The sequence below is a fragment of the Pseudomonas cedrina subsp. cedrina genome, from assembly GCF_001983175.1.
In the GTDB taxonomy this organism is placed as follows: domain Bacteria; phylum Pseudomonadota; class Gammaproteobacteria; order Pseudomonadales; family Pseudomonadaceae; genus Aquipseudomonas; species Aquipseudomonas cedrina.
On record NZ_MNPW01000007.1, the window covers coordinates 180,532 to 202,286 of the forward strand.

Sequence of the window (21,755 nt, forward strand, 5' to 3'; positions counted from 1 at the left end):
CGCGCGGGCAGCCCGGTGTTTCATGGGCGAAACACCACTGCCATCATTTTGCCCATGAATACTCGCAAGCCATTGAATATAGAGACTAAGTAAAAAGCGGCACGTCTTCTGCACTCTTCCTGACAGCGCTGTTTAGGGTCAGCGTGGAGCATAAGGACTGTCGCCGTGAATACACTCACTCAAGGTTCGATGAACGTACTGCTGGTCAGCTGTGTACTCAGTACCGGTATCAGTGTTCCGAGCTTTGCGGGTGACGGCGTCATCGTCACCGGGCGCGACGTACAGGGGCATATGTACGGGCGGCCTTACGGCAAAGACCCCTATCCCAGCACCGCCAATGCCAACCCAAGCCGCGAGATCCTGGGTTCCACCGGCGAACTCAGTGACCTGGACATCGGTGGCATCAGCAGCGGCTCGAGCATCACCCGCGCCATCATGCCCAACGGCAACCTCCCCGGTTTGAATAACGCCCAAGGCAGCGTGACGACACTCGGCTCCGGCGCAGCCGCAGGCCATGGCGCGGGCGCCTCGATGGGTGGGCAGATCAGCGACTCGATCCAGCGGGGCATGGCGCCCTTGAACAACATCGGCAACCTGCTGGGGGGGCAATAATGAACCGCTCCCTGCTCATTCTGGCCCTGCTGGGCAGCGCTTCGGTCATGGCCGACAACACCGCCGTGATCAACGACAGCGGCAAGGGCTACAACGGCAACCTGATGATCAACCAGGCGGCGGGCGATCAGTTGCAGATGATCAACAACCGCGCCGTCGCGCTTGGTGGCCAGGCCACCACTCGCTCTGTCCAGAACATGAACGGCAAGGTCGACCCGTCCCTGAACGCCAAGGCGGCGATCGAGGGCGCCTCTTTTACCAACGGCAGCGGCATGCTGGGCGTCAACCAGTCGGCCGGGGCTCATAACCAATCCATCAATGCCGTGCGGATCAGCATCAACCCTGGCCCGCAAAGCATCGACGACAGCGTCCTGTTGCAACAGAACACGACGACGCTGGCAACCGACTCAGGGCTCACCCCCACCACTGGCAGCCGCCAGGTCGTGACAAGCGACCAGGCCTTCACCGGCAGCCGAGGAGTGACACAGGTGACCCAGAGTGCCGGGGTGGCAAACCGCGTGGCTAACACCCTGAGCATCACTATCAAGTAACCGCTTGGTAGCGCACGTTCGACCGTACCAACACTTAACCAACCAATTAGAAGCAAGGAGAAACACCATGAAACCTCAAATGGCCCTGAAACCACTGGTTTTCGCGCTCGCCGCACTCATGGCTGCTGCTGCCCAGGCAGGTGGTGGCTGGCACCCTGCGCCACAGCCAACCGGCGTGGTTGCCTCGGTGGTTACCGATGTGCAAAACAGCGTGGGCAACAAGTTCGACGACACCAAGACCGAAAACAACGCCTCCGCCGATGGCTCGGTGACCGGCAACAGCGGTAACACCGGCGTCAACGTTCAAGCCGGCAGCGGCAACCAGGCCGATAACTCTGGCGCTATCTCCAGCGCCAAAGGCGACTTTGCGACCGTGTTCGCCGTTGTCGACGTGAACCAGAACAGCGCGCTGAACAACTTCGTCAACAAAGGCACGCAAAACAACGCGTCCCTGGATAACTCGGTTAACGGGAACTCCGGTAACGTGGGCTACAACGGCCAGGCTGGGCAAGGCAACCAAGGTAAAAACAACCTGGCAATTACCACTGCCGACGGCAAAAACATCGCAGCGGCCGCCAACACCGAGCAAAACTCGCTCGGCAACAGCTACCTCAACGCTGCCGCTACCAGCTACGGCTATGGCCATGGCGGCAAAGCCCAGTATGTGTCGAACAACTCCAGCCTCGACAACTCGGCTAACCGCAACTCCGGCAACTTGGGTGTGAACCTGCAATCGGGCTCGGGCAACCAAGGCAGCAACAGCCTGTCGATCGGCCAGGGTTGCAGCGTCTGCGCCAGCGGCGTGCGCTTCTGATCCAACGGGGCCTTGGCAACAAGGCCCTTTTTATTCCCGTGTCCATCAGGTCACACGATCATGCGTCTCGCGACCCTCAGCCTCCTGCTGCTGCTCACCGGCCCGACTTGGGCGGGCACCATGGCGATCTCCGCCATGCCTGGCGGTGCAGTCATCTACAAGAAGGTCGAGAGCATCCGTGAGCGCCGGTTCGCCAACCTGGTGGAACAGAAAACCGATTTCAGCTGCGGTGCCGCGGCACTTGCCACCATCCTGCGCCAGGGCTATTGGCTCGACGTAGACGAAGACCACGTCATCAAAGGCATGCTGGTCAATGCCGACCAGGACCTGGTTCGCACCCAGGGCTTTTCCATGCTGGACATGAAGCGCTACCTCGAAAGCATCGGCATGCGTGCCCGGGGCTACAAGATCGCAGCGGACACCCTGGTGACCGTGAAGATCCCTGTGGTGGTGCTGCTGGAAATACGTGGCTACAAGCACTTCGTGGTGTTGCAGCGCGCGGACAAGGACTGGGTCTATATCGGCGACCCGGTGCTGGGCCACAAGCGCTACTCACACGGCGACTTCGTCAAGGGCTGGAATGGCATTGTCTTCGCCGTGCTGGGTGAAGGTTACGACAAGGCCAACGCCTTGCTCGATCCGCCCACGCCGTTGACCGCCAAGAATCAGTTGAACACGTTCCGGCCCGTAGGCGATGCCGAGCTGATGGATTTCGGTTTCATCCAGAGCGACTTCTTCTAAGAAGCGCAATAAGGGGCAGGACGCTCCAGGAGCAGCAGATGAACACTTCCCGTTGGCTGACGGTCATGTGTCTGGCAGCCTCGATGCCCGCTTATGCTTCGTCGGGGTTCAAGCCCATTGAACTCAAGGATTCGGAGATGGCCGAACTGCGCGGCCGCTACGTGATGCCGGGGCGGATCATCAGCTTCGGCATTGTCATGAGCAGCACCTGGACCAATGCCGTGGGCGACAGCATCACCGGCAAGGCCAGCATGCAGGTCGACGCGTCAACCATCACTCCGCAGTTTTATGTGCAGACCACCGGCTCGGCCGGCACGGGCACCCAGCAGAACACTGGCACCGGCAACGTGGTCGGCGGTGCCGGCCTGGGTACCGGCACGGGCGTGACGCAAAGCGTGCGCACCGCCGGCGACGGCAACACCGCCTACAACAATGTCGGCATCAACGTCACTGAGAACGGCTTCGCCCCTGCCAATATCGTGCAGTCAGGCCAGGTGCTGGTGGCCGGCGGCACCGTCACCGGCGACAGCGCGGCAGGCCGTGTGAGTGTGTCGGCCGGCAATGGCGGCTTGCAGATGGCGATCCAGGGCAATCATAACCAAGGCAACAGCCTCCAGCAGATTGGCGGCGGCCAGGTGCTGCAAGGCACGGTGCTGACCGGCGACAGAAACTTCGTCAGCAATATGACGCAGCTCAATGTGGTGATGAATAACGGACTTGGCAACGCTGCGTTGAACTGCAACCTGGACCAACTCAAAGGCCTACGCACGCTCGGTTATTGAACTACGCTGACCCTCGACACTTACGCATTAGAAAAAGGACGGCTTATTTCATGCATCGATCGTTATCGCTACGCGCGGTGATCTGTTTAAGTACGCTCTTGCCCGCATCCGTGTTGTATGCCGCGCCAGACGCCGATATCGAAACGCTCAAACAGGAACTCCTGGAACTCAAACAGCGGTACGAAGTGCAGCAAAAAGCCTTGGCGGTATTGGAACAGCGCGTGCGCCAGGTCGAGGATCAGCCGCAGGCGGCGCCCCCCAAGCGCCTGGCCAAATCCCCGGCGGATTTTCAGAAGGCCAGCGGCACCACCATTGCCGGTACCGGCGCGGCGGCGGCCTCCGGCGGTGCGGGCGGCGGTGGCAGTTCGTATGGACAGTCGCTCAAGGACGACTCGGCGCCGGCGCAAAGTGTGAGTAACTTGTACAACGAGGCCAGCGGCTTTTTCGGCAATGGCAAGTTCAGCTTTGAAACCGGCGTCACTTACGCTCGCTATGATGCACGCCAACTGACGCTCAACGGTTTCCTGGCGCTGGACTCGATCTTTCTGGGCAATATCAACCTGGACCGGATCAAGTCGGATAACTGGACCGTCGATATGACCGGGCGCTACAACCTGGACAATCGTTGGCAGTTCGACGTGAACGTGCCGGTGGTGTATCGCGAGTCGACTTACCAGTCCGGCGGCGCGGGCAACAATGGCAACGCCACCTCGGAAGAATCGGTGACCCGCGACCCGACCCTCGGCGACGTCAACTTCGGCGTGGCCTACAAGTTCCTGGATGAAACCCCGACTCTACCGGATGCGGTGGTGTCGTTGCGCGTCAAGGCGCCAACGGGCAAGGAACCCTTTGGCATCAAGTTGGTACGCTCAACCGCCAACGACAACCTGTACGTGCCGGAAAACCTGCCGACGGGTAATGGTGTCTGGTCGATCACGCCGGGTATCTCGCTGGTCAAGACCTTCGACCCGGCCGTGCTGTTCGGCTCGCTGTCCTATACCCACAACTTCGAAGAGTCGTTCGACGATATCAGCAGCGAACAGAATCAGAAGGTCGGCGGCAAAGTCAGCCTCGGCGACAGTTTCCAGCTAGGAATGGGGGTGGCCTTCGCCCTGAACGAGAAGATGAGCATGTCGTTCTCGGTGTCCGATCTGATACAGCGCAAGAGCAAGCTCAAGCCGAACGGCGGGGACTGGCAGTCGGTGGTGTCCAGCGATGCCAACGCGGGTTATTTCAACGTGGGGATGACGATTGCGGCGTCGGATAACCTGACGATCGTGCCGAACCTGGCGATCGGCATGACGGACGATGCGCCGGACTTTACGTTCAGTTTGAAGTTTCCATATTACTTCTAGCGACCACGGACTGTAGTGAGCGGGCTTGCCCCGCGCTGGGTGGCGAAGCCGCCCCAATAAAGACACCGCAGTGTTCCAGATAAAACCGAGCAGCCTGGTTTGGGGCGGCTTCGCCCCCCAGCGCGGGGCAAGCCCGCTCACTACAATTGATCGTGCACACGCGGGAAGGAAAAGCCCCACAACGATAAGGGTCATTGTGGGGCTTTTCGGTTTACCCGCCCTAGCGGATCTGGTGTTTGTGCAGCAACCGGTAGAACGTGGGCCGGGAAATCCCCAGCACGCGGGCCGCGACGCTCAGGTTGTCGCTGTGCCGGTTGAGCACATCGCACAGCGCCTGGCGTTCGGCGCGGTGCTTGTAGTCTTCCAGTGTAGCCATTGGCACCGACAGTGCCGGTTGGCCGTGCAATCCCAGGTCGGCCGCCTCGATCTGTCGCCCTTCGGCGAGTACCAGGCCACGGCGCACGCGGTTGGCCAGCTCGCGCACGTTCCCCGGCCAGGGGTGCTGGCCCATTGCGACCAGGGCATCGTCACTGAAACTGCGCGGGCGGCGGCCGGTTTCCTGGCTGTAGAAGCGCGAAAAGTGGTTGGCCAACATCGCGACGTCGCCATGGCGTTCGCGCAGGGGGGCGGTGACCACTTGCAGCACATTGAGGCGGTAGTACAAGTCTTCGCGAAAGGTGCCCTTCTCCACTGCGGCTTCCAGATCGACGTGAGTGGCGGCCAATACCCGCACATCCACCGCAATCGGCTGGCTGCCACCCACTCGCTCGATGTGTTTTTCCTGTAAAAAGCGCAACAGGTTGGCTTGCAGCTCCATCGGCAGGTCGCCGATTTCATCCAGAAACAAGGTGCCGCCGTTGGCCGCTTCGATGCGTCCGATCTTGCGCTGGTGGGCGCCGGTAAACGCACCCTTTTCATGGCCGAACAATTCGGATTGGATCAAATGCTCCGGGATTGCACCGCAGTTGATCGCCACAAACGGTTTGCCCTGGCGTTGGGATTGGCGGTGCAGCGTCTTGGCCACCAGCTCCTTGCCGGTCCCGCTGTCGCCACGGATCAACACCGGGGATTCGGTGGGCGCCAATTTGGACAGCAGTTTGCGCAGCTCGCGAATCGGGCGGCTATCGCCCAGCAGTTCATGCTCAGGCTCATCCACCAGGGTATGGCCCTTGCCCCGCAGGCGCGCCATGCCGAAGGCACGGCCCAACGTGACCTGCACGCGGGCAACATCAAAGGGCAAGGTATGGAAGTCGAAAAACCATTCGCACACAAAATCGCCGACGTTTTGCAGGCGCAGCACGTCCTGGCTGAGCACGGCGATCCATTCGGTGGTGCCGCTGCGCCCGATCAGTTCCTTGACCGCCTCCGGGCGCTCCAGGTGATAAGGCTGCAGGCGCAACAGGCCGACATCACAGGACCGGTCACCGACCGCTGCCAACGTGCAGCTGTCGACTTCCCACCCCGCCGTGCGCAAACCGGGCAGCAGCGCGTGGCAGTCCTCACACGGATCGACCACTAGCAAACGGCGTTGAACGGGGGGTCCACCCATGACTGTTCCTTGGCGTCAAAATTGTTAAATGTATTTATAAACAATAGTTTGTGACGTCTGCTGCTAACCCTAGCAAGATCTTGACGCGCGCCTTGTACCGATTCGCTATAAGTCGGGGCGAAAAGCCACTTCCGCGCGCGTTGAGCAATAAGGTAGCGCGCAACCGAACTTTCATTCAGCTTTCAAAACAGTCGCTTACATGACGTCAATCAGTAAAAGTTGAAAATAGTTGCTCTAGCATGTGACCCGCACCCCGCCATCGTGCATCAGTACAAGTAACCCGCCGCACGGTCAGCCCAACCGCCGGCACTCACTTGAATGGGCAATGAGAGAGAACCCACATGAACGCCCCGCTCCGCATCAACGACGCTCTTTTGATCGCAGACCGTGCTTTCCAACCCTTTCAGTGCGTGGCCTGGCACGATGGCAACGGCGCCCTGAGCCTGAGCGTCATCGATCGCACCAATACGCGTATCGGCAGCAAACAATTGTCGTCGAGTGCCTGCACCGATCCGGCGCAGTTGGAAAACTTGCTGTTGCAAGCTCGCGCCGAGCTCGATAAAGATGGCTACCAGTTGCAGTCCTGGGCAATGCCGAAGTAATCGGCAGCCTAACTTGCGCTCATGGTTTAAATGAGCGCAAGTTCAGTGTTAGAACACACGACGCTTATTGGGCCGCCAGAATAAACCGCTCGATGGCTTCCGCCGCGCCGTCCTCGATATTACTACCGGTGACCACGTTGGCCTGGCGCTTGACGGTTTCTTCGGCCTGCCCCATGGCAATCGACAACCCGGCCACATGAAACATCGCCGGGTCATTGCCGCCATCGCCGATCGCCGCGGTCTGCTCGATGGGAACCCCCAAATGCGCCGCCAGGGTCTTCAACGCCTCGCCCTTGTTGGCCAGCATCGCGGTCACGTCCAGGTACACCGGTTGCGAACGTGAAACCTGGGCCAGCCCCTGCACCTTGGGGTGCAACTGCGCTTCCAGTTCCACCAGCAACTGCGTGTTATTGCTGGCGGCGACTATCTTGTCGACCCGGTCCAGGTACGGCTCGAAACTCTCCACCACCACCGGCCCGTAGCCCAGGCCGTGGGCTTCGCGCGGCTCCATCGGCCCTGGCGGGTCGCGGCGCAGCCAGTCGCCATCGGCAAACACCCACACTTCCACCTCCGGCTGCGCCGAGAACAGCGCCAGCGTCACCAGCGCCGCTTCCGCCGGCAGGTGATGGGCAACCAGGATGCTGCCATCCGGGTTGATCAACGTACCGCCGTTAAAGCCCGCCACCGGCACGTCGATGCCGAAAGTTTCCACCAGGTGCAACATGGCCTTGGGCGGTCGCCCGCTGGCCAGGCTGAAAAACACCCCGGCCTCACGCAATGCACGCACCGCATCGGCGGTGCGCTGGCTGAGGCTGTGATCCGGATGCAGCAAGGTGCCGTCCACATCGCTGAGGATAAAACGGATGGGATGAATCGCGGCGTCACTCATCCGAGTCTGTGCCAGGTACGGCCGTCACGGGCCAGCAATGCATCGGACGCGGCCGGGCCATCTTCACCCGCCTTGTAGGCCTGGATCCCGTCGTCTTCCTTCCATGCATCGAGGAACGGCTGCACCGCGCGCCAGCCGTTTTCGATGTTGTCGGCGCGCTGGAACAGGGTCTGATCGCCGGTCATGCAGTCGTAGATCAGGGTTTCATACCCGGTCGACGGCTGCATTTCGAAGAAGTCCTTGTAGGCGAAGCCCAACTGGATATTAGCCATGTCCAGGGTCGGCCCGGGCTTTTTCGCCAGCAGGTCGAACCACATGCCTTCATTGGGCTGGATCTGGATTTTCAGGTAGGTGGGCTTGAGCTCATCCACCTCGGTGTCGCGAAACTGCGCGTAAGGCGCCGGCTTGAAACAGATCACGATTTCAGTGTCGCGCACGCTCATGCGCTTGCCGGTGCGCAGGTAGAACGGCACGCCGACCCAGCGCCAGTTGTCGATCATTACCTTGAGGGCGACGAAGGTCTCGGTGCTGCTGTCAGGCGCGACGTTGGCTTCTTCGCGATAACCGGGCAATGGTTTGCCGGCGATTTCACCGGCGGTGTATTGCCCGCGTACCGAGTTGGCCCGCGCATCTTCCAGGGACCAGGGGCGTACCGCGCCGATCACCTTGGCTTTTTCGCCGCGCACGGCGTCGGCGCCAAAGGCCGCGGGCGGCTCCATGGCGACCATGGCCAGCAACTGGAACAGGTGATTGGGCACCATGTCGCGCAGGGTGCCGGTCTTCTCGAAGAAATTGCCCCGAGTCTCCACGCCGACGGTTTCGGCGGCGGTGATTTGCACGTGGTCAATGTAATGGTTGTTCCAGAACGCTTCGAACAACACGTTGGAGAACCGGCTGATCAGGATGTTCTGCACGGTCTCCTTGCCCAGGTAGTGGTCAATGCGATAGATCTGCTTTTCGCTCATGACTTTAAGCAGGCAGGCGTTCAGCGCCTCGGCGGTGGCCAGGTCGGAGCCGAAGGGCTTTTCGATGACCACGCGACGGAAACTGTCGTCAGTCTCGGTCAGCAAACCGGCACTGCCCAGGCGCTGCACCACGTCGCTGAAGAAGCGCGGCGCGGTAGCCAGGTAGAACACCGCGTTGCCGGTGCCGCTGTCGGCGATTTTCCTGCCGATATCGGCGTAGGTGCTGTCGTCGAGAAAATCGCCCTCGACATAGCTGATGCCCTTGGCCAACTGCGCCCACAACGCCGGATCGAGCGCGTTATCGGCATTGCCCTTGACCTTGCTCGCGGCCTCGGTACGAATGAAATCTTCGAGTTTCTTGGCGAAGTCGGCATCACTGATGGCGTTGTGATCAACGCCGACAATGCGCAAGCCATCGCCCAGCAGTCCGTCGCGGCTCAGGTTGTACAGCGCCGGCATCAGCAGGCGCTTGACCAGGTCGCCGTGGGCGCCAAACAGGAACAAGGTAGTGGGGGGTGCGGGTTCGGCCTTGAGTTTCTTGCCGTTGGCGGTCATTTCTTGGAAGTCTCCACGTGGCCACCAAAGCCGAAGCGCATGGCGGAGAGCATCTTGTCGCCGTAGGTGCTCTGCTGGCGCGAGCGGAAGCGTGCAAACAGCGAGGTGGACAATACCGGCACCGGCACGGCTTGTTCCATGGCGGCTTCGATGGTCCAGCGGCCTTCGCCACTGTCGGCCACGGAGCCGGAGTAACCGTCGAGTTTAGGGTCGGTGGCCAGAGCGTCGGCGGTGAGGTCCAGCAGCCAGGACGAAACCACGCTGCCACGGCGCCAGACTTCGGCGATATCGGCAACGTTCAGGTCGAAACGCTGGTCTTCGGGCAGGTTTTCCGAGTTCTTGGTCTTGAGGATGTCAAAACCTTCGGCAAATGCCTGCATCATTCCGTACTCGATGCCGTTGTGGATCATCTTGACGAAATGCCCGGAACCGGCAGGGCCGGCGTGGATGTAACCCTGTTCGGCGCGCGGGTCGGCGCTGGCGGAACGGTCCTTGGTGCGCGGGATGTTACCCAGGCCCGGCGCCAGGCTGGCAAAGATAGGGTCAAGGCGCTGGACGGTCTGGGCGTCGCCGCCGATCATCATGCAGTAGCCACGCTCCAGGCCCCAGACGCCGCCGGACGTACCGACGTCGACATAATGCAGGCCTTTTTCAGCCAGGGCCTTGGCCCGGCGAACGTCATCCTTATAGTTGGTGTTGCCGCCGTCGATGATTGCATCACCGTCTTCCAGCAGCGTGCTCAATTCATTGATGGTGTCTTCGGTCGGCGCGCCTGCGGGCAGCATGACCCAGACGGTGCGCGGTTTTTGCAGCCCGGCCACCAGGGCCTTGAGGTCGGCAACGCCGGTGGCGCCTTCTTCGCTCAGGCCTTTGACGAAAGCTTCGTTACGGTCGTAAACAACGGTGGTATGCCCATTGAGCATCAGGCGCCGTGCAATATTCCCGCCCATGCGGCCTAGTCCGATAATCCCCAGTTGCATGTGCTGATGCTCCTAACTTCTAAAAAATGTGTGACATAGTTTATAGCGCAATGAGGCTAATGAGGGTTAGTCCAGAGCGGATCCATCTAGTTTCATGATAAAAAGATGCCATCATTTCAGCATCATCGATCAAAAAGTCACACGACCATAAAAAATAAAAAAGTTCCATTGCTCGCAAAAAGAATTCAGAATTACCCTGACTGATGCCAAGAACCTCGACTCAAGCGTTCTGGCACACCGCGACACACCGGCTATTTGCGAGGTAAGCAATGAGCACTGCACACCAGATGTCCCGTCCTCCCCAGACGCTCTATGTCTCTATCCGACGCGATGAGCTGCGCCAGTTGAAAGACGAGCGCGAACAGCTGCAGCAGGAAGTCCTGCGCCTGCGTGCTCATATCATCCAGGCCCAACTGGACCACTCCACCGGTGTGCAACCCGCGCTCTGCTGAGCCTCGTCATCGCTTTGTAAGATAAACCCTACAAAAATCTCACAAAGTTTTCACATGCTCCTGCCGATACTCCCGCCCCCAAGGGCCACCCCATGCAAGGGTGGCCTCTGTTGCGCGCAGCCCTGCGCGTCGACTGAAAAATTACCGGGTTGGAGCGCTGGATGGCGATGTTCGAACGCAGCACGAAGTCTGCGAAAAGCTTTGACTGGGCCGGTCTCGGCTGGCTATTCCTGTTTTTCTGGTATTTCTCGGGTATTACCCAACTGCTGATCCAGCTCAGCGGCACATCCGGCTTCAGCGGTTTTCGCCAAGCGTTCTTCATGAGTGCCATCTGGCTGGCGCCGCTGCTGGTGTTTCCCCGCCGTACGCGCTTGCTCGCCGCCGTGATCGGTGTGGTCTTGTGGGCCTGCTCCATGGCCAGCCTGGGTTATTTCTTCATCTACCAGCAGGAATTCTCGCAAAGCGTCATCTTCATCATGTTCGAGTCGAACATCTCTGAAGCCGGCGAATACGCCACCCAGTATTTCGCCTGGTGGATCGTGCTGGCGTTCATCGCCCACACCGCCGTGGCTATTTTCCTGTGGACCCGCGTGCGCCCGGTGTATCTGCCGCGTGGCCAGGCAATGCTGGCGGCGACGGCGATCCTGGTAGGCGTTATCGGCTACCCACTGGTCAAACAGATCGCCCGCAGCGACACCCTGGCTGATGCCATCGACCGCTTTGAATCGCGCATCGAGCCCGCCGTGCCGTGGCAGATGATCGTCGCCTACCGTCGCTACACCGAACAGCTGGACAACATGCAAGGCATGCTCGACAGCGCCAGCCAGATCCCGCCCCTGACCAACCTCAAGGACAGCATGGCCGGCCAGCCGTCGACCCTGGTGCTGGTGATCGGCGAGTCCACCAACCGCCAGCGCATGAGCCTCTACGGTTACCCGCGCAACACCACGCCGGAGCTGGACAAGCTGCGCGATCAACTGGCGGTGTTCGACAATGTCATCACCCCGCGCCCCTACACCATCGAAGCGCTGCAACAGGTGCTGACCTTCGCCGACGAAGAAAACCCCGACCTGTACCTCAAGACGCCGTCGATCGTCAGCGTGATGAAACAGGCCGGCTACAAGACCTACTGGATCACCAACCAGCAGACGATGACCAAGCGCAACACCATGCTCACGACGTTTTCCGAACAGGCCGACGAGCAGGTGTACCTGAACAACAACCGCAACCAGAACGCCCGTCAGTACGACGGCGACGTGCTGGCGCCGTTTTCCAAGGCCCTGGCCGACCCGGCCGAGCGCAAGTTCATCGTGGTGCATTTGCTGGGCACCCACATGAGCTACCAGTATCGCTATCCGCCGACCTTCGACAAATTCACCGACCGCCAGGGCGTGCCGGCGGGCGTGAGCGACGATCAACTGCCCACCTATAACAGCTACGACAATGCCGTGCTGTACAACGATTTCGTGGTGTCGAGCCTGATCAAGGACTACGCCAAGACTGACCCGAACGGCTTCCTGCTGTACTTGTCGGACCATGGCGAAGATGTCTTCGACTCAACCGGCCACGACACCCTGGGACGCAACGAAAGCAAGCCGACCGCACCGATGTACACCATCCCGTTCATGGCCTATGCCTCGCCGAAATGGCGTGAAAGCCACGATTGGAGCTTTGCCGGCGACCTGCAGCGGCCTTACAGCAGCTCGCAGTTGATTCACACCTGGGCTGACTTGGCCGGGCTGAGCTTCAATGAGCTGGACCGCACCAAAAGCCTGGTGAGCGACAGCTTCACGCCGCGCCCGCAGTTAATCGGCAACCCGTACCTGCGCCAGCAAAAAGCCTTGATCGATTTCAGCCTGATCAAGCCGAAAAAGGTCAGCGCGACAGACGTGGTGCTGCAGGAAAAACCGGCGCCGTAACACAAAGATAACAATCATTCTCGTTTAAGGCTAAAATTCCCCCGCTCCTTTCGTCTTTGAACCAAGGCCTGTTCCGACCGGACAGGCCGCCAAGACGACAAGGAGTCTTACGCAATGTTCGCCCCTTTTACCCGCTCCATGACCTTCACTCTCGGCCTCTTCAGCCTGGTATCAAGCCCGGAGCTGCTGGCCGAAACCGACCCCGAGCGCACACCCCTCGAGCTGGGCGCCACGCGCATCAGCGCCGATGACCTGGGCGCCACCACCGAGCATACCGGGGCCTACACCACCGGTTCGATGAGTACCGCCACCCGCCTCAACCTGTCCATCAAGCAAACCCCACAATCGATCTCGGTGACCACTCGCCAGCAGATGGATGATTTCAATCTCAATACGCTCACGGAGGTGCTGCGCCAGACCACCGGGGTCAACGTCCAGCACAATGATTCCGACCGCGTGGCCTATTCGTCAAGGGGCTATAGCATCGCCAACTTCCAGGTTGACGGGATGCTCAATACGTTCGGCTTCATGAAGTCCGACGCCGACACCATCATCTACGACCGCATCGAGGTGGTCCGCGGCGCCACGGGCCTGACCACCGGTGCCGGCGATCCTTCCGCCACGGTCAATATGGTGCGCAAGCGCCCTACCGCCCAATGGCAGGCGCAAACCGGGGTAAAGGCCGGCAGCTATGACAATTACTACAGCTATGTGGACGTGGGCGGCCCACTGGCATTCGACGGCAAGCTGCGCGGGCGTACGGTGCTGGCGTACCGCGACAGCCAGTCCTGGCGTGACAACTACGGGCTGCAGCGCGCGGTCGGCTACGGCATCCTTGAAGGCGATCTGTCTGACGATACCGTGTTGGCTGTAGGCTTTGATTACCAGAACAAGCAAGTACAAGGCACTTCCTGGGGCACCGTGCCTTACTGGAACAGCCAGGGTGGCAAAGCCGGGCTGTCGCGTTCCACCAATATGGCGGCGCACTGGAGTTCCTGGCCGCTGACGGACAAGACCACCTTCGCCACCCTCGACCACCGGTTGAGCGGCGATTGGCACTTGAAGGCCGCCTATACCCACCGCCAGAGCGACACGGATGGCAAGGTGTACTACGGCGGCGCGGGTTTTCCCAATGACGACCGCAGCGGCATGACCGCCTGGGCAAGCCACATGCGCGGCACTTCCAGGATGGAGGCGGTCGACCTCAACCTGTCCGGCAACTACGCCCTGCTCGGCCGCGAACATGCACTGATGATGGGTTACGGCGAGGCCACGCAACGCGACATTTCTCCGGTGATGCGCGATAGCATTCCTGACAGTTACTACAACATTGAAGACTGGAAATACATGGGCGGGATCGGCAAATTCCCCGACACTGTCACCGACCTCAAGGGTGAACACAGCAGCAAGCAACAGAAAGCCGGCTACCTGGCCACGCGCCTGAGCCTTGCCGACCGCCTGCACGCGGTACTGGGCAGCCGTTATGGCAGCTGGGAACTCGAAAGCGCCGCGCCCACCTATGATGACAACGACCAATTGCTCAGGACCAACAAGGCTCGCCAGACTCACAATGACATGTGGACACCCTATGCCGGCCTGCTCTATGACATCACCCCGCAATACACTGTGTATGCCAGCTACACCGACATCTTCAAGCCGCAGAGTGTCAAGGACGTCAACAAAAAATACCTGGAGCCCGTAGTGGGCAGCAATTATGAAGTGGGCCTCAAGGGCAGCCTGCTGAACGAACGCTTGAACGTGGCGGCCGCCTATTTCTGGAGCAAGCAGGACAACGTTGCCGAACGGGATGACTCGGTGCCACCCAACCCCACCACAGGCGAGGAGTACTACAAGTCCGGCGGTAAAGGTAACAAGGTCAATGGCTTCGAACTGGAGGTGGCCGGCGAAGTGCTGCCGGACTGGAACCTGAGCGCAGGCTACACCTACACCCACTCGCTGAACGGCTCGGGTAAGCGTAACAACACCGGGCAGCCGCTGAACCTGCTGAAGGTGTCCAGCGCCTACCGGTTGCCGGGCGCCTGGCGCAACCTGACCGTGGGTGGCGCTGTCAATTGGCAGAGCGATATCCATGAGTTCGGTAACAGGCCGACGGGGGAGCGTGTTAACAACAGGTTGGTCACCGAGCGGGCGAAAATCACCCAGCAGGCCTACACCGTGGTCAACCTGATGTCCCGCTATCAGTTCGATGAGCACGTTTCGGCGTCAATCAACGTCAACAACCTATTTGATAAAAAATATTACGAGCGTGTCGGCTTCTATAACGGTGTTTATTGGGGCGACCCGCGCACTGTAACGCTCGCGTTGGACTGGAAGCTTTAAATAGGTTCGCACATTAACTTCAACCTTAACGAAATCGTTAAGGTTGGAGGTTGTTCAGTTAAGCTTCGCTTAATCGAGCCTGCACATAATCGGCCCCACGAGTCTGATCCAACCGAACAGACCCACTCACACTTTATGGGAATACCGACGATGAAAATTTCGACTCTGATACTGGCTGGCCTGATGACCCTGACTTCCGCCGCAGCCTTTGCTGAAGGGGGCTCCGAGCGTTCGAGGCAGTTCTACGCCAACTTCAATTTCATGCAGAAACAGGCTCAAGAAAAAGCCGAGCAAACGGCTTCCAGCGATGTAAAACATTTGAAAGCCGATGATACCCAGCAACCAAAAAGTTGATTTACCGTTATACCCTTTGTCATTCCGCTCCTTTGGCAAAGGCTAACTTGGCGCCCTGTAGTGGCGCCTTTTTTATTGAGCGTCAAATACTGACTTAGAGCGGCTTATTCCAGAACAGCATCTTTCCATACGCTGGATCAAACTGAGCGCCATCAAACCCGAACTTGCGGTACGCCGACTTCGCCACTTCATTGCCCTCGAGCACTTCCAAGGTGATTTTGCAGCAGCCGCGTTGACGGGCGATTTCCTCGACCTTCTGCAGCATCTTCTGACTCAAACCCAAGCCACGAAACGCATCCATGACCGCCACGTCATGCACGTTGACCAATGGGCGGCAGGCGAACGTCGAGAAGCCTTCAAAACAGTTCACCAACCCGGCCGGCTCTCCATTCACAAATGCCAAAACGCTGAACGCATGCGCACGCTTGGCCAATTCGGCCGGCAGTTGTTGCAGCAGGTCGGGGTCCAGGCTGTGCCCGCCGCCCATCGGGTCTTCGGCGTAATGGTTGAGTACCAGGGCGATGGCTTCGGCATGCACGGCGTTGGTGTAGCTGGCTTGCAGCACCAGGATGTCAGGGGTGTCCATTTCCTTCCTCGATAACGGCAACAAGGGAATCGGCTCCCTTTGAGGGTCATGATTGTAAGCGCCCGGCAGCTATCAGATGAAGGAGATTAACTACAAATATGCGCCTGAAATCGCCAAGCCTATGTCGCTAAAAAGCCATGGACACTGCGTCGTGGGTGTTTTTTCGTACAGGCCTTAGCCAAAACGCTGCAACTGCATTTCCTGCAGACGACTCAAAGTGCGGCGAAAAGGAAACGCCAGGTAACCCTCGGTATAAAGCTGTTCGAGGGGTACCCGGGCCTCGATAAACAAAGGCACCCTGCGGTCATAGCATTCGTCCACCAGTGCGATGAATCGACGCACGCTATCGTCGTGCACCGACAGTTGCGGCAATTCACGGTCGCCGGCCTCCACGCGCCGTGCGCCATCTTCGGTGCCGCGGGCTATTCGGCCCGGGCGCTGTTGCGCGCTGAGGTTGGGGACTTCACCCAGCAGGATGGCCCTGAAACGATCGCACAGCAGCATGAAGTCCATCGCCGCCAGGGGCTGTTCGCATAGATCGGCGTAGCGGCACCACAGCACGGTGTCAGCGGACTGCACCGCGAGGATAGAACGATGACCGACGATAACCGGTGCGCTGCTGACGGCCTGCCCTTCGGCCAATGGCTTGAACACGCTGGCCAGCGCATCGGGCTGATTCACCCAATAGCGCTGCAGGCTTGCGCCAGGGTGCAGGCGATGATCTTCAGCGCCATCCACTGCCACCACCTGCATGTGCCGCGTGATCGCCGCAATGCCTGGCAAAAACCGCTCGCGGTTGAAGCCATCGGCATACAACCGGTCGGGCGGCTGGTTGGACGTGCAGACCATCACCACGCCTTCCTCGAACATCACTTGGAACAAGCGGCCAAGAATGATCGCGTCACCAATGTCATTGACGAACAGCTCGTCGAAGCACAACACGCGCACTGCCTGGCCCAGTTCCTTGGCCAGGGCCTGCAACGGGTCCTGGGTGCCGGTCAACTGGAACAGACGCTGATGCACCCAGCCCATGAAATGATGAAAATGCTGGCGCCGCGCCGGTACGCGTAGGCTCTGATAGAACTGATCCATCAACCAGGTCTTGCCACGACCAACCGGGCCCCACAGGTAGACGCCACGAATCGGCGCGCGGCCTTGATGCAGGGCCGCGTGGCATGTTTGCAAGGCGTCCACCGCCCTGCGTTGGGCATCGTCGGCAACGAAACCCTGTTGAGCGATGGCGTGTTGGTAGGCGGCGAGGGGCGAGTCGATAGTCATGGCGCCAGTATGACGTATGGAGAAAGCTGCGGGCGTAAAAAGGCCTCAAATGACCAGCGTCCGACCTGCCGCTATCGCTGCCTCGCTAAGGCTCGAGAGCTCCCACAGGGGATCGGCTGTGGGGGCCAAATTTGGGTGTGGCGGCTGGCGCTATTTGAGCAACGCCGCAACTCACCTGTAGGAGCTGTCGAGCCCCGGAGAGGCTGCGAAGGCGGCGGCATGGCTGGCATTTTCATCGCCTGACAGACCGCTATCGCAGCCTCGCTAAAGCTCGACAGCTCCCACAGGGGATCGGCTGTGGGGGCCAAATTTGCGGTGTGGCGGCTGGCGCTATTTGAGTAACGCCGCAGCTCAATGTGGGAGCTGTCGAGCCCCGGCGAGGCTGCGAAGGCGGCGGCATGGCTGGCATTTTTATCGCCTGGCAGACCGCTTTCGCAGCCTCGCTAAAGCTCGACAGCTCCCACAGGGGATCGGCTGCGGGGGTCAAATTTGCGGTGTGGCGGCTGGCGCTATTTGAGTAACGCCGCAGCTCAATGTGGGAGCTGTCGCCCCCCCCGGCGAGGCTGCGAAGGCGGCGGCACAGACAACATCGCGTTGCCTGACACTCCGCTATCGCAGCCTCTTTGAACCACAACGCCTCCACCTATCGGCGAATCGGCTCAGGCAAGGCTCTTGCTGACCACTTCGAACACATCGCTCGACAGCTCGCCAGAGGCGAGGATGCGTTCCAGCTCCGCTTTCATCAGCGCCTGGCGCGCGCTGTCGTATTTGCGCCAGCGGGTCAGTGGCGCCAACTGGCGCGAAGCAATCTGCGGGTTGAAGCCATTGAGCTGGATCACCAGGTCCGCCAGGAAGCGATAACCCGAACCGTCGGCGGCGTGGAAGTTGATCAGGTTCTGCCCGGCAAATGCGCCAATCAATGCGCGCACCTTGTTCGGATTCTTGAGCGTGAACGCCGGGTGGTCCATCAGCGCCTTGACCCGCTCCAGCCCGCCCGGCAAGGGGCTGCCGGCCTGCACGCTGAACCATTGGTCCATGACCAGCGGATTGTCCTTGAAGTTGTCGGCAAACACGGCCAGCGCCTGGGCCTTCTCGGCTTCGAACGGCGAGTTCACCAGCACCGCCAGCGCGGTGAGGCGCTCGGTCATGTTGTCGCTGGTGTCGAACTGGTCCAGCGTCGCCGCCAGTACTTCAGGCTTCGCGCTGAGCATCAGGTACGACAGCGCGATGTTCTGCAACGCGCGACGGGCAAAGTGCTCGGCCGCCGCGACATACGGCGTTTGCTTGGACAGCTCGCGATTGGCCTGGTAACGCAGCCACAGTTCTTCATGCAGGTTGTCGGCCAGTTGCTTGCGCGCATACTCGCGGGCGGCGTGGATGGCGTCGACATCCGCCACTTCGCTGATTTCCGTGAGATAAGCCTCGCCCGGCAACGACAGCATTTCCGCGACCATCGCCTGGTCCAGAGTCTCGTCGCTCAATACACTGCGCAATGCGGCGATCAAGCGCTGATCCATATGCAAGGCCTGGCCTTGTTGATACTGGCCAACCAGTTCCTGCAACACCTGCACCGACAACTGCTGGCCGGCATCCCAGCGGTTGAAGCCATCGCTGTCATGCTGCATCAGGAACATCAACTGGTCACGGCTGTACGGAAAGCTCAGTTTCACCGGCGCCGAGAAACCGCGCAGCAGCGAAGGCAAGGGTTGTTCAGCGATATCCACGAAGGTAAAGGTCTGCTCGGCCTCGGTTACCGAGATCACGCGCGACGTGGCGCCAGCAGCCGCTTCACCGGCCAGGCGCAAGGCGATACCCTCGCCCTTCGCGTCCAACAGGCCCAGCTCCACCGGAATCACGAACGGCAGTTTTTCCACCTTGTCCGGGGTTTCCGGGCAGCTCTGGCGGAAGGTCAGGCTGTAGGTTTTCGCCGCGGCGTCAAACGACTCGCTCACCGCCAGGCGCGGCGTACCGGCCTGGCTGTACCAGCGTTTGAACTGAGTCAGGTCGGCGCCGTTCGCGTCTTCCATGGCCTTGATGAAATCGTCGCAGGTCACGGCCTGGCCGTCATGGCGTTCGAAGTACAGGTCGCTGCCTTTGCGAAAGCCTTCGGCACCGAGCAAGGTGTGGATCATGCCGACCACTTCCGAGCCTTTTTCGTACACGGTCAGGGTGTAGAAGTTGGAGATTTCGATAAAGCTGTCCGGGCGCACCGCGTGGGCCATCGGGCCGGCATCTTCGGCGAACTGGTGGGTACGCAGGTACGCCACATCCTGGATGCGCTTGACCGTGGCCGAATTCATGTCGGCGGAAAAACCCGAATCACGGAACACCGTGAAACCTTCCTTGAGCGACAACTGGAACCAGTCGCGGCAGGTCACGCGGTTGCCCGACCAGTTGTGGAAATATTCGTGGGCAACGATCGCCTCCACCCGCTGGTGCGCAGCGTCGGTGGCGGTTTCGGCGCGGGCCAGCACGGCGCTGGAGTTAAAGATATTCAGGCCCTTGTTTTCCATCGCGCCCATGTTGAAATCATTCACCGCAACGATCATGAAGATGTCGAGGTCGTACTCGCGCCCATAGGTTTCTTCGTCCCAGCGCATGGATTTTTTCAGGCTGGTCATGGCGTGCTGGCACTTGTCGATGTTTTCCGGCTCGACATAGATGCGCAGTGCCACGGTGCGCTCGGTCATGGTGATGAAGGTGTCTTCGACACACCACAGGTCACCGGCCACCAGGGCGAACAGGTACGCAGGCTTCTTGAACGGGTCTTCCCACGTTGCCCAGTGGCGGCCGTCTTCACCGGGGCCGCTGGCGATCGGGTTACCGTTGGACAACAGGATCGGATAGCGGTGTTGCTCGGCGATCACCGTGGTGGTGAAGGTGCTCATCACGTCCGGACGGTCGAGGTAGTACGTGATCTTGCGAAAGCCCTCGGCCTCGCACTGGGTGCAGAACATGCTGCCGGACTTGTACAAGCCTTCCAGGGCGGTGTTGGTTTCCGGGTGGATTTTTACCGTGGTATCCAGGGTAAAGGTCGCACTGTCGGGCTGCAGCGTCAGGTGGCTGTCGGTCAGTTGATAATCAGCCGCAGTCAATGCCTGGTCGGCGAGGTTAACGCTTAACAGTTCAAGCTGCTGGCCGTCCAGCACCAGCGGCGGCAAACCCGCGCCACGCTCGGGGTTGCGGCGCATCACCAGTTGCGCGTGGACCAGGCTGTGGTCCTCGAACAACTCGAAGGTCAGGTGCGTCTCGTCGATCAGGTAGTCCGGCGCCTGATAGTCCTTCAGGTAAATCATCTTCGGTTGTTCGGTGCGCATGGGTGGCATCCTTCTACTGATGCACGGCGAGCTGGTAGGCCGTGTACTTACGAATATTGATAACGCCGGTGTCGAAGATCAGGTATTGGCCCTTGACCCCCAGCAGCGTGCCCTCGGCAATCGGGTTCTTGTCCAGGTTGAAGCTGACGATCTTGGCCGGATACTGCTCGACCGGGTAGCGGATTTCGATCGGCTCGATGTCGGCAATGGTTTGGATGGCCTGTAGGCCGAAGCGTTCCTGCAGATTCAGCAGGCCCTCGGCGCACGAGGCGAACAGCGCGTCACGCACCTGCTTGAGGTCCACAGGCTGCGCATCGCCCTTGAGCAACGCGCGCCAGTTGGTCTTGTCGGCGACCTGACTGCGCAATACGTCTTCGACGAAACCCGATTGCTGGCGGGTCGCCACACGCATGATCGGCAGCGCCTGGCTTGCGCCCTGGTCGAGCCAGCGCGTCGGCAACTGGGTGGCGCGGGTAATGCCGACCTTGATCCCCGACGAATTCGCCAGGTACACCACGTGGTCGGTCATGCAAAAGGTCTCGCCCCAGCCTGGATCGCGGCAGGTGCCGGCGTCGTAATGGCAACGCTCGGGGCTCATGATGCACAGGTCGCACTGGGCCAGCTTGGTCATGCACGGGTAGCAATAACCCTGGCTGAAGCTGGTCTTGGTCTTGCGGCCGCAATGGCTGCAATGAATGGCGCCGAGGTACTCCAGGCGCACGTGAGTGCCGATCAACGGGTTGACCGGCACCTCGGTGTCGCCCAGGCGAAACGCGTATTGAACGGTCGGCTCACCGAGTTGCGCCGACATCTTGCTGACTGCACCACGACCGATTTCAATCAATGGATCGCATCCGACTTGAACAGAATGTTCGGCACGGTGGTCGATTTCGACTGGCATTCCTGCGGGCCCATGTAGCCGGTACGCTGCTCTTCCGGCAGGTTCTGCAGTTCCCAGGCGATCATCGCCTGCAACGACAGCTCGCGCTGCTCGGCGGTGAGCTTGCGGCCATCGGACCACTTGCCAATTTCCACGGCGAGCTTGAGGCTCTCGTAGATGTCCGGCGTGATGTTTTCGATCATTTCAGCAAACGATGACATGTGAACAACCTCT

At 60.1% G+C, this 21,755-nt stretch carries 20 protein-coding genes; 11 read left to right on the forward strand and 9 right to left on the reverse strand.

The window, feature by feature from the left end; translation table 11 throughout:
* The first annotated feature begins 165 nt into the window (after nucleotides 1-165).
* The 6 genes from BLL36_RS16320 (at nucleotide 166) to BLL36_RS16345 (ending at nucleotide 4,855) form a co-directional block, all read left to right on the forward strand.
* The gene (locus BLL36_RS16320) at nucleotides 166-612 is read left to right on the forward strand and encodes a hypothetical protein (RefSeq protein WP_076952419.1); all 447 of its coding nucleotides are present in this window, start codon (nucleotides 166-168) and stop codon (nucleotides 610-612) included.
* Entirely contained in the window at nucleotides 612-1,163 is a 552-nt protein-coding gene (locus BLL36_RS16325; protein ID WP_076952420.1) for an adhesin, read from the forward strand. Before BLL36_RS16320 ends, BLL36_RS16325 begins: the two co-directional genes overlap by 1 nt.
* Nucleotides 1,164-1,230: 67 nt before the next feature.
* Nucleotides 1,231-1,977: a hypothetical protein gene (locus tag BLL36_RS16330; protein WP_076952421.1), complete on the forward strand. Its 747-nt coding sequence runs from the start codon at nucleotides 1,231-1,233 to the stop codon at nucleotides 1,975-1,977.
* A gap of 60 nt (nucleotides 1,978-2,037) precedes the next feature.
* Nucleotides 2,038-2,718 (forward strand): C39 family peptidase, encoded by a 681-nt coding sequence (locus BLL36_RS16335; RefSeq protein WP_076952422.1) that lies wholly within the window; start codon nucleotides 2,038-2,040, stop codon nucleotides 2,716-2,718.
* A gap of 38 nt (nucleotides 2,719-2,756) precedes the next feature.
* Complete coding sequence (locus BLL36_RS16340; protein WP_076952423.1) at nucleotides 2,757-3,500, forward strand: hypothetical protein; 744 nt, start codon at nucleotides 2,757-2,759, stop codon at nucleotides 3,498-3,500.
* Between the two features lie 50 nt (nucleotides 3,501-3,550).
* Nucleotides 3,551-4,855, forward strand: a complete 1,305-nt coding sequence (locus tag BLL36_RS16345; protein ID WP_076952424.1) for a transporter — start codon at nucleotides 3,551-3,553, stop codon at nucleotides 4,853-4,855.
* Nucleotides 4,856-5,075: 220 nt separating this feature from the next.
* Here BLL36_RS16345 and BLL36_RS16350 read toward each other — a convergent pair whose 3' ends face one another.
* Nucleotides 5,076-6,404: a sigma-54 dependent transcriptional regulator gene (locus BLL36_RS16350; protein ID WP_076952425.1), complete on the reverse strand. Its 1,329-nt coding sequence runs from the start codon at nucleotides 6,402-6,404 to the stop codon at nucleotides 5,076-5,078.
* Between the two features lie 341 nt (nucleotides 6,405-6,745).
* Between BLL36_RS16350 and BLL36_RS16355 the strand changes: the two genes are divergently transcribed.
* A complete protein-coding gene (locus tag BLL36_RS16355; protein WP_076952426.1) occupies nucleotides 6,746-7,006 on the forward strand; it encodes a hypothetical protein in 261 nt (86 codons plus the stop codon).
* A gap of 64 nt (nucleotides 7,007-7,070) precedes the next feature.
* On the opposite strand, the gene BLL36_RS16360 is transcribed toward BLL36_RS16355, so the two are convergent.
* Genes BLL36_RS16360 through gnd form a run of 3 tightly spaced genes read right to left on the reverse strand, consistent with a single transcriptional unit; the run spans nucleotide 7,071 to nucleotide 10,395 of the window.
* The gene (locus tag BLL36_RS16360) at nucleotides 7,071-7,895 is read right to left on the reverse strand and encodes a Cof-type HAD-IIB family hydrolase (RefSeq protein ID WP_076952427.1); all 825 of its coding nucleotides are present in this window, start codon (nucleotides 7,893-7,895) and stop codon (nucleotides 7,071-7,073) included.
* Nucleotides 7,892-9,415: a glucose-6-phosphate dehydrogenase gene (gene zwf / locus BLL36_RS16365; protein ID WP_076952428.1), complete on the reverse strand. Its 1,524-nt coding sequence runs from the start codon at nucleotides 9,413-9,415 to the stop codon at nucleotides 7,892-7,894. The genes BLL36_RS16360 and zwf overlap by 4 nt, the downstream gene beginning before the upstream one ends.
* Nucleotides 9,412-10,395, reverse strand: a complete 984-nt coding sequence (gnd, locus tag BLL36_RS16370; protein ID WP_076952429.1) for a phosphogluconate dehydrogenase (NAD(+)-dependent, decarboxylating) — start codon at nucleotides 10,393-10,395, stop codon at nucleotides 9,412-9,414. The genes zwf and gnd overlap by 4 nt, the downstream gene beginning before the upstream one ends.
* Before the next feature lie 287 nt (nucleotides 10,396-10,682).
* Between gnd and BLL36_RS30555 the strand changes: the two genes are divergently transcribed.
* The 4 genes from BLL36_RS30555 (at nucleotide 10,683) to BLL36_RS16385 (ending at nucleotide 15,460) form a co-directional block, all read left to right on the forward strand.
* The gene (locus tag BLL36_RS30555) at nucleotides 10,683-10,847 is read left to right on the forward strand and encodes a DUF6026 family protein (RefSeq protein ID WP_225927084.1); all 165 of its coding nucleotides are present in this window, start codon (nucleotides 10,683-10,685) and stop codon (nucleotides 10,845-10,847) included.
* A 161-nt stretch (nucleotides 10,848-11,008) separates the two neighbouring features.
* The gene (locus tag BLL36_RS16375; RefSeq protein WP_076952430.1) at nucleotides 11,009-12,766 is read left to right on the forward strand and encodes a phosphoethanolamine transferase CptA; all 1,758 of its coding nucleotides are present in this window, start codon (nucleotides 11,009-11,011) and stop codon (nucleotides 12,764-12,766) included.
* Nucleotides 12,767-12,880: 114 nt separating this feature from the next.
* A complete protein-coding gene (locus BLL36_RS16380; RefSeq protein WP_076952431.1) occupies nucleotides 12,881-15,106 on the forward strand; it encodes a TonB-dependent siderophore receptor in 2,226 nt (741 codons plus the stop codon).
* A 150-nt stretch (nucleotides 15,107-15,256) separates the two neighbouring features.
* On the forward strand, nucleotides 15,257-15,460 hold the full coding sequence (locus tag BLL36_RS16385; RefSeq protein ID WP_076952432.1) for a hypothetical protein: 204 nt from the start codon (nucleotides 15,257-15,259) through the stop codon (nucleotides 15,458-15,460).
* 94 nt (nucleotides 15,461-15,554) lie between these two features.
* Here BLL36_RS16385 and BLL36_RS16390 read toward each other — a convergent pair whose 3' ends face one another.
* The 5 genes from BLL36_RS16390 to BLL36_RS16410 form a co-directional block, all read right to left on the reverse strand.
* The gene (locus tag BLL36_RS16390) at nucleotides 15,555-16,046 is read right to left on the reverse strand and encodes a GNAT family N-acetyltransferase (protein WP_076952433.1); all 492 of its coding nucleotides are present in this window, start codon (nucleotides 16,044-16,046) and stop codon (nucleotides 15,555-15,557) included.
* 174 nt (nucleotides 16,047-16,220) lie between these two features.
* Nucleotides 16,221-17,324 carry a cell division protein ZapE gene (zapE, locus tag BLL36_RS16395; RefSeq protein WP_076952434.1) on the reverse strand — a complete coding sequence of 368 codons (1,104 nt, stop codon included), beginning with the start codon at nucleotides 17,322-17,324 and terminating at the stop codon, nucleotides 16,221-16,223.
* A gap of 659 nt (nucleotides 17,325-17,983) precedes the next feature.
* Nucleotides 17,984-20,641, reverse strand: a complete 2,658-nt coding sequence (gene pepN / locus BLL36_RS16400) for an aminopeptidase N (protein ID WP_076952435.1) — start codon at nucleotides 20,639-20,641, stop codon at nucleotides 17,984-17,986.
* Between the two features lie 13 nt (nucleotides 20,642-20,654).
* The gene (locus tag BLL36_RS16405) at nucleotides 20,655-21,485 is read right to left on the reverse strand and encodes a DUF2797 domain-containing protein (RefSeq protein ID WP_076952436.1); all 831 of its coding nucleotides are present in this window, start codon (nucleotides 21,483-21,485) and stop codon (nucleotides 20,655-20,657) included.
* Nucleotides 21,482-21,742, reverse strand: a complete 261-nt coding sequence (locus BLL36_RS16410) for a YeaC family protein (protein ID WP_012723870.1) — start codon at nucleotides 21,740-21,742, stop codon at nucleotides 21,482-21,484. The genes BLL36_RS16405 and BLL36_RS16410 overlap by 4 nt, the downstream gene beginning before the upstream one ends.
* Between the last annotated feature and the right edge of the window lie 13 nt (nucleotides 21,743-21,755).

Coding starts and splice junctions, on each gene's coding strand:
- BLL36_RS16325 (WP_076952420.1), top strand. CDS start 612: ATGAACCGCTCCCTGCTCATTCTGGCCCTGCTGGGCAGCGCTTCGGTC.
- BLL36_RS16330 (WP_076952421.1), top strand. CDS start 1,231: ATGAAACCTCAAATGGCCCTGAAACCACTGGTTTTCGCGCTCGCCGCA.
- BLL36_RS16335 (WP_076952422.1), top strand. CDS start 2,038: ATGCGTCTCGCGACCCTCAGCCTCCTGCTGCTGCTCACCGGCCCGACT.
- BLL36_RS16340 (WP_076952423.1), top strand. CDS start 2,757: ATGAACACTTCCCGTTGGCTGACGGTCATGTGTCTGGCAGCCTCGATG.
- BLL36_RS16345 (WP_076952424.1), top strand. CDS start 3,551: ATGCATCGATCGTTATCGCTACGCGCGGTGATCTGTTTAAGTACGCTC.
- BLL36_RS16350 (WP_076952425.1), bottom strand. CDS start 6,404: ATGGGTGGACCCCCCGTTCAACGCCGTTTGCTAGTGGTCGATCCGTGT.
- BLL36_RS16355 (WP_076952426.1), top strand. CDS start 6,746: ATGAACGCCCCGCTCCGCATCAACGACGCTCTTTTGATCGCAGACCGT.
- BLL36_RS16360 (WP_076952427.1), bottom strand. CDS start 7,895: ATGAGTGACGCCGCGATTCATCCCATCCGTTTTATCCTCAGCGATGTG.
- zwf (WP_076952428.1), bottom strand. CDS start 9,415: ATGACCGCCAACGGCAAGAAACTCAAGGCCGAACCCGCACCCCCCACT.
- gnd (WP_076952429.1), bottom strand. CDS start 10,395: ATGCAACTGGGGATTATCGGACTAGGCCGCATGGGCGGGAATATTGCA.
- BLL36_RS30555 (WP_225927084.1), top strand. CDS start 10,683: ATGTCCCGTCCTCCCCAGACGCTCTATGTCTCTATCCGACGCGATGAG.
- BLL36_RS16375 (WP_076952430.1), top strand. CDS start 11,009: ATGGCGATGTTCGAACGCAGCACGAAGTCTGCGAAAAGCTTTGACTGG.
- BLL36_RS16380 (WP_076952431.1), top strand. CDS start 12,881: ATGTTCGCCCCTTTTACCCGCTCCATGACCTTCACTCTCGGCCTCTTC.
- BLL36_RS16385 (WP_076952432.1), top strand. CDS start 15,257: ATGAAAATTTCGACTCTGATACTGGCTGGCCTGATGACCCTGACTTCC.
- BLL36_RS16390 (WP_076952433.1), bottom strand. CDS start 16,046: ATGGACACCCCTGACATCCTGGTGCTGCAAGCCAGCTACACCAACGCC.
- zapE (WP_076952434.1), bottom strand. CDS start 17,324: ATGACTATCGACTCGCCCCTCGCCGCCTACCAACACGCCATCGCTCAA.
- pepN (WP_076952435.1), bottom strand. CDS start 20,641: ATGCGCACCGAACAACCGAAGATGATTTACCTGAAGGACTATCAGGCG.
- BLL36_RS16410 (WP_012723870.1), bottom strand. CDS start 21,742: ATGTCATCGTTTGCTGAAATGATCGAAAACATCACGCCGGACATCTAC.